8 protein-coding genes are annotated in these 11617 nt (G+C 69.8%); 6 read left to right on the forward strand and 2 right to left on the reverse strand.

What is annotated here, in order from left to right; translation table 11 throughout:
* Positions 1–27 precede the first annotated feature (27 nt).
* Positions 28–489, forward strand: a complete 462-nt coding sequence (locus tag ACGFY9_RS29810; RefSeq protein WP_393759524.1) for a DUF6191 domain-containing protein — start codon at positions 28–30, stop codon at positions 487–489.
* Positions 490–634: 145 nt separating this feature from the next.
* On the opposite strand, the gene ACGFY9_RS29815 is transcribed toward ACGFY9_RS29810, so the two are convergent.
* Positions 635–1795, reverse strand: a complete 1161-nt coding sequence (locus ACGFY9_RS29815; protein ID WP_393759525.1) for a PQQ-dependent sugar dehydrogenase — start codon at positions 1793–1795, stop codon at positions 635–637.
* A gap of 200 nt (positions 1796–1995) precedes the next feature.
* A complete protein-coding gene (locus ACGFY9_RS29820) occupies positions 1996–2994 on the reverse strand; it encodes an aldo/keto reductase (RefSeq protein WP_393759244.1) in 999 nt (332 codons plus the stop codon).
* A gap of 76 nt (positions 2995–3070) precedes the next feature.
* Between ACGFY9_RS29820 and ACGFY9_RS29825 the strand changes: the two genes are divergently transcribed.
* The 5 genes from ACGFY9_RS29825 (at position 3071) to ilvC (ending at position 11237) form a co-directional block, all read left to right on the forward strand.
* Positions 3071–4033: a 2-hydroxyacid dehydrogenase gene (locus ACGFY9_RS29825; RefSeq protein ID WP_393759246.1), complete on the forward strand. Its 963-nt coding sequence runs from the start codon at positions 3071–3073 to the stop codon at positions 4031–4033.
* A gap of 446 nt (positions 4034–4479) precedes the next feature.
* The gene (locus tag ACGFY9_RS29830) at positions 4480–7458 is read left to right on the forward strand and encodes a putative bifunctional diguanylate cyclase/phosphodiesterase (RefSeq protein ID WP_393759248.1); all 2979 of its coding nucleotides are present in this window, start codon (positions 4480–4482) and stop codon (positions 7456–7458) included.
* A gap of 237 nt (positions 7459–7695) precedes the next feature.
* A complete protein-coding gene (locus ACGFY9_RS29835; protein ID WP_393759250.1) occupies positions 7696–9549 on the forward strand; it encodes an acetolactate synthase large subunit in 1854 nt (617 codons plus the stop codon).
* Positions 9550–9569: 20 nt separating this feature from the next.
* A complete protein-coding gene (gene ilvN, locus ACGFY9_RS29840) occupies positions 9570–10097 on the forward strand; it encodes an acetolactate synthase small subunit (protein WP_033282732.1) in 528 nt (175 codons plus the stop codon).
* Between the two features lie 141 nt (positions 10098–10238).
* Positions 10239–11237: a ketol-acid reductoisomerase gene (ilvC, locus tag ACGFY9_RS29845; protein WP_019058578.1), complete on the forward strand. Its 999-nt coding sequence runs from the start codon at positions 10239–10241 to the stop codon at positions 11235–11237.
* Positions 11238–11617: the final 380 nt, after the last annotated feature.

Here is an 11617-nt window from a genome sequence, read left to right on the forward strand (position 1 = left end):
CGGCACAGGGGAGGCGCCGTGTTCAACATGTTCGAGGAGTTGTTCTCACCGGGCCGCAAACACACCCAGGACGAGGCCAACCGGCTTGAGCTGACCGGGGTCGACGTCGCGGACGGAGACCCCGGGCGTGGGCCGATAGACCTGGAGTCCGGCAGGGTCGTGGTGCGGTTGCGGGAATCCGGGGCGGAAGCCGAGTCCGGTGCCGCGTCCGATCCGGGCGCCGATGCCGGTTCCGAAACCGATCCCGGTTCTGAAGCCGGTTCCAGCGCCGGGCCCGATTCCGGCCCCCTTCCCGCTGCCGAAGCCGATTCCCGCACCGAGACCGGTTCTGGTACCGCGCCCGACTCCCGGTCCCGTCCTGACGCGACCCCAGAGCCCGATCCCGATCCCGAGTCCGCTTCCGGGTCCGCTCCGGAGTCCGAGCCCGAGGCCGCTTCCGATCCGGAGTCAGCTTCCGCTCCCGATCCCGGCCCGGAGTCGGATCCCTAGGCCTCTCCCGACCCTGAGTCCGACCGGGAGTTCGCTTCCGATCCGGAGTCCGCTCCGCCGCCCGGGACCGTGTCGCCCCGGTCCGCTCCCGCGTCCGGACCTGCCTCGCCCGGGTCTGTGTCACCTGGACTTACGTCACCTGGACCTACGTCACCTGGATCTCCAGAATCCGGTCGTCGCCCGATTTGGGTGTGCCCCGGCCGTCCGTGTTGCTGGTGATGAGCCACAGCTTGTCGTCGCCGGCCGAGACGACCGTGCGCAGGCGGCCGTACTCGCCGGTGAGGAAGGCTTGCGGGGCGGCGGATGCCTTCGTGCCGTTCAGGGGGATGCGCCACAGGCGCTGGCCCTTGAGGCCCGCCATCCATATGGAGCCCTCGGCATAGGCGATGCCGCTGGGGGAGGCGTCGTCCGTGTGCCACTGGGTGATCGGGTTGTGGTACTCGGGGTTGTTGCCCTTGCCTTCCGCGTTCGGCCAGCCGTAGTCGTCGCCCGGTGTGATCGCGTTCAGCTCGTCCCAGGTGTCCTGGCCGAACTCCGAGGCGAACAGGCGCTGTTTGGAGTCCCAGGCGAGGCCCTGCACATTGCGGTGGCCGTAGGTGTACACCGGCGAGTTCGGGAACGGGTTGCCCGGCGCCGGGTCGCCCTCCGGGGTCAGCCGAAGGATCTTGCCGCCGAGGGACTTCTTGTCCTGCGCGAGACCCCGCTGACCGCTCTCGCCCGTGCCCGCGTAGAGCATGCCGTCCGGGCCGAAGGCGATGCGCCCGCCGTTGTGGATATAGCCCTTCGGGATGCCCTTGAAGATGGTGTCCGGCGCGCCCAGCTGCTCACCGGCCGGCTTCTTCTCGTCGTACAGGACGCGGACGATGCGGTTGTCCGAGGCCGAGGTGAAGTACGCGTAGATCATGTGGTCCGAGGCGTAGTCCGGGGAGAGCGCGATGCCGAGGAGGCCGCCCTCGCCGGCCGGGGAGACCCCGGACACCTTCCCCAACTCGGTCTTCTTGCTGGTCTTCTCGTCGATCCGGGTGATCGTGCCGTCGTCGCGCGAGGACACGAGCAGGTTCCCGTCGGGCAGCGGGGCGAGGCCCCAGGGCGTCTTCAGGCCCTCGGTGACGGTGCGCAGCACCTTCACGGTGCCCTTGGCGGGCGGGGTCTGCTCGGCGGCCTGCTGGGAGGGGGAGGCGCCCGTAGCCGTACCACCGGACGACGTACCGGAGGGCGCACTCGTGCCGTCGCCCGGAGAACCGCCCCCGTCGGAGGAACAGCCGGCCGTCAGCAGGAGCGCGGACACGGCCAGGGCGGCCGACACGACTCGACGTTGCACGATCAGGTCCTTTCGACGGGCGGGTTCTACTTTTCATACACCGCTCGCGCCGCCCGGGTTCCCGATCACCGAGCACCGACGCACGATCGAGCCGTCGGGCCCGGAGAGCGGGGGCCCCGGTCGGTCCCAGGCGCTCCGGAACCGGTACGGCTGTCAGCCACGAAGCCGGAGAAGCCCCCGCCCCCTCAGTCCCAAGACCCCAACGCCCCCGGCAACTCCGCCACCTCCGCGAGATCCTCCGGCGTCAACCGCAGCCCCGCCGCCCCCGCGTTCTCCGTGACCCACCGCTCCCGCTTCGTGCCCGGCACCGCCACCACATGCGCCCCCTGCGCCAGCACCCACGCCAGGGCCACCTGCGCCGGGGTCACCTCCGGACCGTGGCGGCGGGCCACCCGGCGCAGGCCGGCGACGATCGGCTGGTTCGCGGCGGTCATCTCGGCGGTGAAGCGGGGGTGGCGGGCGCGTACGTCGTCCGGTTCGAAGCCCTCGCCCGGGGTCAGGGTGCCGGTCAGGAAGCCGTTGCCCAGGGGCATCGCCGCGAGGAAGCCGACACCGCGGGCCGCGCACCACGGCAGGAGCGCGTCCAGGGCCTCCGGGGACCACACCGACAGTTCGGCCTGTACCGCCGTGACCGGGAACACCTGTTGTACGCGCTGGAGTTGGCGGATCGTTCCGTCATGGAGGCGTGCCCCGGGGCGGCGGGCGGAGCGGGCGCCGACCGCGCACATGCCCAGCGCCCGTACTTTTCCGGCCTGTACGAGGTCCGCCATCGCGCCCCAGGTCTCCTCGACCGGGACCTCGGGGTCGGCGCGGTGCAGTTGGTAGAGGTCGATCACGTCCGTCTGGAGGCGGCGCAGCGACGCGTCGCACGCGCGTTTCACGTAGCCGGGGCGGCCGTTGGCCACGATGTGCTGTTCGCCGACCAGCAGGCCGACCTTGGTCGACACGAACGCGTCCGCGCGCCGCTCCTTCAACACCCGCCCCAGCAACAGCTCGTTGGTGAACGGGCCGTACATGTCGGCGGTGTCCAGCAGCGTCACCCCCAGATCGAGCGCCCGGTGCACGGCCCTGACCGACTCGTCGCCCCGTCGCCGCGACCCGCTGTAGGCCCAGTGCATCGGCATGCAGCCGAGTCCGACGGCCCCCATCGCGAGCGCCCCCGCGCCGATCGTCCTGCGCTCCACCTGCTCGTGACCTTCCTTCTTCTCGCACCCCAACCTAACCTCTACGCGCGCGTGGCCCTGACATAGCCTCCTGACCATGACTGTTGACGTGTGGCTGCCCATCCCGCCGGAGGAGATCGAAGGGCTCCCCGAGGGACCCAACTACCTGTTCTGGGACGGGGGGGAGGACGGCGGTCAGGCGTTCCCCGGTGATCCCGCCGACTGCGTCCTCTACGTAGTGCCGTACATGAAGCGTCAGCCCGTGAAGACGCGGCCGCTGGAGCGGATGCGGAATCTGCAGGTCATCCAGACGCTCACCGCCGGAATCGACGACATGACCGCGAGCCTCTCGTCGATCGCCCCCGGGGTGCGGCTGTGCAACGCGCGCGGAGTGCACGAGGCGAGCACCGCCGAGCTCGCGCTGGCCCTGACACTCGCCTCGTTGCGCGGTATCCCGGGGTTCGTGCGGGCGCAGCAACAGGAGCACTGGCAGGGGGACTTCCACCCGGCGCTCGCCGACCGGTCCGTCCTCATCGTCGGCTACGGGGCGATCGGTTCCGCCATCGAGGACCGGCTCACTCCCTTCGAGCTCGCGCGGGTGGCGCGGGTGGCGCGCTCCGCGCGCGCCACCGCGCGCGGGCCGGTGCATCCACTCGCCGAACTGCCCGCCCTCCTCCCGGAAGCGGACGTCGTCATCCTCTCCACGCCCCTGAACGAGAGCACCCGTCACCTCGTCGACGCCGAGTTCCTGGCCCGGATGAAGGACGGGGCGCTGCTGGTCAACGTGGCGCGCGGTCCCGTCGTCGACACCAAGGCGCTGCTCGCGGAGCTGGAAACCGGCCGTATCACCGCGGCGTTGGACGTGACGGATCCCGAACCGCTGCCCCAGGGGCACCCGTTGTGGCACGCGCCCGGCGTGCTGATCAGTCCCCATGTCGGCGGGCCCACCTCGGCGTTCCTGCCGCGTGCGAAGCGTCTGGTTGTCGACCAGTTGGGACGATTCGTGAACCGGCAGCCGCTGCGCAACGTGATCCTTACGACAGGCGAAGCGGGGAACTAGCCACAGCAGGGCGGTAATCCGCTTCCGGCACCCTCCGCAACCTTTCGGAAGCGGGGTGTGTACACATCTCCGCTGGTCGTTACGGAGCGTAGAGGAACTATGTCCCTGAGTGACGAGACTGGTGTATCGTCCCGGCAGGGGCTGCGCCGCGCACCGTTCGGCGCCGGGGATGGACATTTCAGACTGTGAGGGGGGCGACGGGCGATGCACGGCCTATGGACGAGCGATCCGACGCGGCGGGGCCGCCGACGGCGACCCTGGCGCACCGCCGCGCGCAGCCGCGGCCATCACGCCGAGCACTGCGGTCGCGGCGGCCATGGCGGCCGCGGCGGACATCACGGCAGCCACAGCCATCACCACCGCAGGCCCAACAGCCGCCGCAGGCACGCTCATCCGGCGCACCGGGGCCCGCGGGACCCGGGAGCGACGCGGACCGGGAGGGCCCGGTGAGTTCGCCACCGTCTCCGACGACCACCCTCAACGGGGCGCTCCGGGACCGGACTTCACCCGGGGCGCGGCAGCCACGACCGCCGGCGACCGGCGGCACGTGGAGCCTGGTCCAGCAACTCGTCCTCGCCCTGGTGTGCGCGGGATACGCCGTCGGTTCCGCGCTCGACTGGGGTTCCCGCCAAGTCGCCCTGATCATGGGTGACTTCGGGCTCAGCGCTGCGGCCGGTGCCGCTGCCGTCTCGTGCTTCCTCTACGCGCGAAACCGCCGTATCCGCTTTCGGCCCGCCTGGCTGCTGTTCTCGCTCTCCTCGGCGATGGCGGCACTGGGCAACGGAGTCTGGGGGTGGTACGAGGTCGTGCTCGAACGGACCGTGCCCAGCCCCAGCTTCGCCGACCTGTTCTTCCTGTGCTTCGCGCCGCCCGCCATCGTCGGACTCCTCGTGCTCGCCAAAAGGCCCGTCACCAAAGCGGGTTGGATCTGTCTGGCGCTGGACGCCTGGCTGATCGGGGGCTCGCTGCTCACGCTGTCCTGGAGCCTCGCGCTGGCCCAGGCCGCCAAGTTCGACGGGCCGAGCGTGGCCCACACCGCGCTGTCGCTGGCGTACCCGCTGCTCGACATCGCGCTGGTCAGCATGGTGCTCGCGCTGCACTTCCGGCGCTCCTCGGTCAACCGCACCGCCGTGAACACCGCGATCGGCGCCCTGGCCCTGACCGTGATGTGCGACGCCCTGTTCACCTCGCCGCTGCTCCACAACAACTACCACTCGGGTCAGTTGCTCGACGCGGGCTGGTTCGCCGGCTCGCTGCTCCTCGCCTACGCCCCCTGGGCCGCACCCCGGCACATCCAGGCCGAGGACGACGGGCACACGCGCGTGGTGCACGAACACCGGCCAGGACAGCGCACCGGCATCCCGCCGCAGGCCTCCGCGCCCGGCGCCGACCAGGGGCGGTATCCGGCCACCCGGCCCATCGCGGGTTCGCTGGCCGCGCTCACCCCGTATCTCGCCGCCGCCGTCTGCACATTGGGGATTCTCTACAACGTCCTCAACGGCCGCAGCCCCGACCGCGTGGTGCTCATCACCGCGGGCTGCGTGGTCCTCGCCCTCGTGGTGCGCCAGGGCATCATGCTCATCGACAACATCACCCTCACCCAGGAGCTGGCGCAGAAGGAGAACCACTTCCGCTCCCTGGTGCAGGGCTCCAGCGACGTCATCATGATCGCCGCCCCGAACGGCATCCTCCGCTACGTCTCCCCGGCCGCCGCCGGTGTCTACGGCAAGGCCGCGGAGGAGCTGGTGGGGACCGAACTGGCCTCGCTCATCCACCCGGAGGACCTCGGCTGCGTGGTGCACGAGGTGCGCCGCTTCCTCACCGCGAACCCCTACGAGGAGTCCACGACCCGCATCGAGTGCCGCTTCCGCTCCGGCGACGACGGCTGGCTGAACGTCGAGTCCACCGTCAACCGCCACCACGGTGGCCTCATCTTCAACAGCCGCGACGTGACCGAACGGGTGCGCCTCCAGGCGCAGTTGCAGCACAACGCCGAGCACGACCCGCTCACCGACCTGCCCAACCGCGCGCTGTTCACCAAGCGCGTCCAGCAGGCCCTGTCCGGCCGCCGCTCCACCGACCGCGGCACGGCCGTCCTCTTCATCGACCTCGACGGCTTCAAGGCCGTCAACGACACCATCGGCCACCAGGCCGGGGACGAACTCCTCATCCAGGCCGCCCGCAGACTCGACGGCGCGGTCCGGCACGGCGACACCGCGTCCCGGCTCGGCGGCGACGAGTTCGCGGCCCTGATCGTCGGCGACGGCACCCGGGACCGCACCGCCCGCGAGCGGCACATCATGGAGCTCGCCGACCGCCTGAGAATCACCCTGTCCCAGCCGTACCTCATCGACGGCAACGATGTCCGGGTCGCCGCCTCCATCGGCGTCGCCTTCGCCGAACCGGGCCTGGGCGCGGGGGAGTTGCTGCGCAACGCGGACCTCGCGATGTACCGCGCCAAGGGCGCAGGCAAGGGCCGCGTCGAGCTGTACGCACCGCAGATGCAGCAGGACGTCGTACGGAAGGCGGAGCTGGCCACGCGGCTGCGGGCGGCGCTGCACGACGGCGAGTTCGCGCTGCTGCACCAGCCCGTGGTGTCGCTGGTGGACGGCCGGATCGCGTCGGTCTCCACACAGGCGCGCTGGCGGTCCTCGCAGGGCGTGCTGTTCACGCCGGCCGAGTTCCTGCGGGTGGCCGAGGACAGCGACAAGACCGCCGAGCTGGGGCGCTGGATGCTGGAGGAGGCCGTAGAACAGGCTGCCGAGCGCACGGCGACCGGGCTCGCCGTGTCCGTCGCCGTGCGGATAAGTGCCCGGCGGCTGCTGGACAAGTCGATGCCGCTCGGCTCGATCGAGGCCCTGCTGACCCGGCACGGGCTGCCGTCCGGTTCGCTGGTGATCGAGCTGTCCGACACCGACCCGAGGATCTCCCTGGACGAACTGGAGCGCCGTCTGACCGCGCTGCGGCGGCTCGGCGTCCGGATCGCCCTCGACGGCTTCGGCAGCGGCTACGCGGCCATCACGACGCTACGGCGGCTCCCCGTCGACGTACTGAAACTGGACCGCAGTCTGGTCGAGGGCGTCGTCGAGTCCGCGCGGCTGCACAAGATCACCAGCGGGCTGCTGCGGATCGCCTGCGATCTCGGACTGCAGTCCGTCGCCGACGGCGTCGATCTGCCGGAACAGGTCGTCGCCCTGCGCGCGATGGGCTGCACGCACGGACAGGGCATGGCCTTCTCCGCGCCGCTGGACGAGTACCGGCTGCGCCGGGCCCTGTCGCGCGGCCACTATCCGGTGCCGCACGGCCCGGCGGAGCCCGCGTTCGCGGGTGGCGCGCTGGGGGTGTACACCAGTGGTGTGCCCGCGGTTTTCGGTGGCGGAACGGCCCTCCGCTCACATAATGAGACTCCCGTCCCACCCACTTGACAGTGGATGCGTGCCGGGGGGAGGGTCAATGCCATGCGCACCCGAATTCTCGTACTTGGAAAGCGCGTCGGCTGAAGCTGGTGACGTCCGGACGGACCCGGAACTCCCAGCGACCGCACCCGGCGCGCTCCCCTCGCTTGCCTCACGGCACGAGGGGTTTTTTGTTGCACAGGATCCAGTCGTGCAGCAGCTAAACCCCGCACAAACCTCGCAAAAACCCTCAGCATCGAGAAGAGAATGACGATGACCGAGCAGGCCACCGGGGCCCATCCGCAGCCGCGGCCCCGATCCGGAGGACAGCAGTCCGCCCCCGAGCACGTCACGGGCGCGCAGTCCCTCATCCGCTCTCTCGAGGAAGTCGGGGCCGACACGGTATTCGGCATCCCCGGCGGTGCGATCCTTCCGGCGTACGACCCGCTGATGGACTCGACGCGGGTGCGTCACGTCCTGGTCCGGCACGAGCAGGGCGCGGGTCACGCGGCCACCGGCTACGCGCAGGCCACCGGCAAGGTCGGTGTCTGCATGGCGACCTCGGGCCCCGGCGCCACCAACCTGGTGACCCCGATCGCCGACGCGCACATGGACTCGGTGCCGCTCGTGGCGATCACCGGGCAGGTCGCGTCGAAGGCGATCGGCACGGACGCCTTCCAGGAGGCGGACATCGTCGGCATCACGATGCCGGTCACCAAGCACAACTTCCTGGTCACCAAGGCCGAGGACATCCCGCGCGTCATCGCGCAGGCCTTCCACATCGCCTCCACCGGCCGCCCGGGCCCGGTGCTGGTCGACATCGCGAAGGACGCCCTCCAGGCGAAGACCACCTTCTCCTGGCCGCCGGTCATGGACCTGCCCGGCTACCGCCCGGTGACCAAGCCGCACGCCAAGCAGATCCGCGAGGCCGCCAAGCTGATCACCACCGCGAAGCGGCCCGTCCTCTACGTCGGCGGCGGTGTCCTCAAGGCACACGCCACCGCCGAGCTGAAGGTCCTCGCAGAACTCACCGGAGCGCCCGTCACCACCACCCTGATGGCGCTCGGCGCATTCCCCGACAGTCACGAGCTGCACGTGGGAATGCCGGGCATGCACGGTGCGGTCACCGCCGTCACCGCGCTGCAGAAGGCCGACCTGATCGTCGCCCTCGGAGCCCGCTTCGACGACCGCGTCACCGGCAAGCTGGACAGCTTCGCCCCGTACGCCAAGATCGTCCACGCCGACATCGACCCGGCGGAGATCGGCAAGAACCGCGCCGCCGACGTGCCGATCGTCGGGGACGCCCGCGAGGTCATCGCCGACCTCGTCCAGGCCGTCCAGAAGGAGCACAGCGAGGGCCACACCGGCGACTACAGCGCCTGGTGGAAGGACCTCAACCGCTGGCGCGAGACGTACCCGCTCGGCTACGAGCAGCCCGACAACGGCTCGCTCTCCCCGCAGCAGGTCATCGAGCGCATCGGCCAACTCGCCCCGGAGAACACCATCTTCGCGGCGGGCGTCGGCCAGCACCAGATGTGGGCCGCGCACTACATCCAGTACGAGAAGCCCGCGACCTGGCTCAACTCCGGCGGCGCCGGGACGATGGGCTACGCGGTCCCGGCCGCGATGGGCGCCAAGGCCGGAGCGCCGGACCAGACGGTCTGGGCGATCGACGGCGACGGCTGCTTCCAGATGACCAACCAGGAACTCACCACCTGCGCCCTGAACAACATCCCGATCAAGGTCGCCATCATCAACAACGGCGCCCTTGGCATGGTCCGCCAGTGGCAGACCCTGTTCTACAACCAGCGCTACTCCAACACCGTGCTGCACAGTGGCCCGGAGGCCGACGGCAAGCAGCCGAGCGCCGGCACGCGCATCCCCGACTTCGTCAAGTTGTCGGAGGCGATGGGCTGTTACGCGATCCGCTGCGAGTCCCCCGACGACCTGGACAAGGTCATCGAGGAGGCGAACTCGATCAACGACCGCCCCGTCGTGATCGACTTCATCGTCCACGAGGACGCCATGGTCTGGCCGATGGTCGCCGCCGGCACCTCGAACGACGAGGTCATGTTCGCCCGGGACGTCCGCCCCGACTTCGGCGACAACGAAGACGACTGAGCGAGAGAGACCACAGAGAAATGTCCAAGCACACGCTCTCCGTCCTGGTGGAGAACAAGCCAGGTGTCCTCGCCCGGATCACCGCCCTGTTCTCCCGGCGCGGCTTCAACATCGACTCCCTCGCCGTCGGTGTCACCGAACACCCCGACATCTCCCGCATCACGATCGTGGTGAACGTGATCGAGGCACTCCCGCTCGAACAGGTCACCAAGCAGCTCAACAAGCTCGTCAACGTGCTGAAGATCGTCGAGCTGGAGGCCGGATCGGCCGTTCAGCGCGAACTCGTTCTGGTGAAGGTGCGCGCCGACAACGAGACGCGCTCCCAGATCGTCGAGATCGTCCAGCTGTTCCGCGCCAAGACGGTCGACGTCTCCCCGGAGGCCGTCACCATCGAGGCCACCGGCAGCAGCGACAAGCTGTCCGCCATGCTCAAGATGCTGGAGCCGTACGGCATCAAGGAGCTGGTCCAGTCCGGCACGATCGCCATCGGCCGCGGCGCCCGCTCCATCACCGACCGCTCGCTGCGCGCGCTCGACCGGTCCGCGTAACCCTCGTAGAAGATTCATCTACGACCGGAAACGGGCGGCCGACAGCAGCCGGCCGCCCGCATTCCGAGACCCGGAGACTTCCCCTCCCGCCGCCGTCATACGGTGGGACGCAACACCTGCACACCAAGGAGAGAACCCAAAGTGGCCGAGCTGTTCTACGACGCCGACGCCGACCTGTCCATCATCCAGGGCCGCAAGGTCGCGGTCATCGGCTACGGCAGCCAGGGCCACGCCCACGCGCTGTCGCTCCGTGACTCCGGCGTCGACGTGCGCGTCGGTCTGCACGAGGGCTCCAAGTCCAAGGCGAAGGCCGAGGAGCAGGGCCTGCGCGTGGTGACCCCGTCCGAGGCCGCCGCCGAGGCCGACGTCATCATGATCCTCGTGCCGGACCCGATCCAGGCCCAGGTCTACGAGGAGTCCATCAAGGACAACCTCAAGGACGGCGACGCGCTGTTCTTCGGCCACGGCCTGAACATCCGCTTCGACTTCATCAAGCCCCCGGCCGGTGTCGACGTCTGCATGGTCGCCCCCAAGGGCCCGGGTCACCTCGTGCGCCGCCAGTACGAGGAGGGCCGCGGCGTTCCGTGTATCGCGGCCGTCGAGCAGGACGCGACCGGCAACGGCTTCGCGCTCGCGCTGTCGTACGCGAAGGGCATCGGCGGCACCCGCGCCGGCGTCATCAAGACGACCTTCACCGAGGAGACCGAGACCGACCTGTTCGGTGAGCAGGCCGTGCTCTGCGGTGGTACGGCCGCGCTGGTCAAGGCCGGTTTCGAGACGCTGACCGAGGCCGGTTACCAGCCCGAGATCGCGTACTTCGAGTGCCTGCACGAGCTGAAGCTCATCGTCGACCTCATGTACGAGGGCGGCCTGGAGAAGATGCGCTGGTCGATCTCCGAGACCGCGGAGTGGGGCGACTACGTCACCGGCCCGCGCATCATCACGGACGAGACCAAGGCCACGATGAAGCAGGTCCTCGCCGAGATCCAGGACGGCACCTTCGCCCGTGAGTGGATGGCCGAGTACCACGGTGGCCTGAAGAAGTACAACGAGTACAAGCAGAAGGACGCCGACTCCCTGCTGGAGAGCACCGGCAAGCAGCTCCGCAAGCTGATGAGCTGGGTCGACGAAGAGGCGTAAGCCTTGAGGCCGAGGGGCCGGAGCAACAGCTCCGGCCCCTTTGTCCAACCCGTCCAGCCTCGGACGGGTGATCCTTCCGCAGAGGCGCAGGACGACTGTCGGAGCGCCACTACACTGCCGTACTAATACGCGTCAGGCCCACAGCGTCGTGCGTCTCCACGCGGCCCCATAGCGACACCGAGGAATGTCAGGCACACCCCCGCGCCGCCCGGCACGCACTCTCGCCGCACCGGCCGAAGGCCCTAGTAGCTCCGCTACGAGAACCTTCGTCCGGCACGCCGAGAGCACGCACCGAACGACGCGGGAGCCCACCTGACATTCCCCGGCGCCGCTGCCTCCACCGCCTGCGGCCGTCGGGACGGCCGTCCGCACGCAATGGA

Origin of the sequence: Streptomyces sp. NPDC048504 (assembly GCF_043200035.1) — a bacterium.
Lineage (GTDB): Bacteria > Actinomycetota > Actinomycetes > Streptomycetales > Streptomycetaceae > Streptomyces.

What these genes read in the sequence shown, in the direction of transcription:
- ilvN (WP_033282732.1), top strand. Translation starts at nt 9,570, where the DNA reads ATGTCCAAGCACACGCTCTCCGTCCTGGTGGAGAACAAGCCAGGTGTC.
- ACGFY9_RS29825 (WP_393759246.1), top strand. Translation starts at nt 3,071, where the DNA reads ATGACTGTTGACGTGTGGCTGCCCATCCCGCCGGAGGAGATCGAAGGG.
- ACGFY9_RS29810 (WP_393759524.1), top strand. Translation starts at nt 28, where the DNA reads ATGTTCGAGGAGTTGTTCTCACCGGGCCGCAAACACACCCAGGACGAG.
- ACGFY9_RS29835 (WP_393759250.1), top strand. Translation starts at nt 7,696, where the DNA reads ATGACGATGACCGAGCAGGCCACCGGGGCCCATCCGCAGCCGCGGCCC.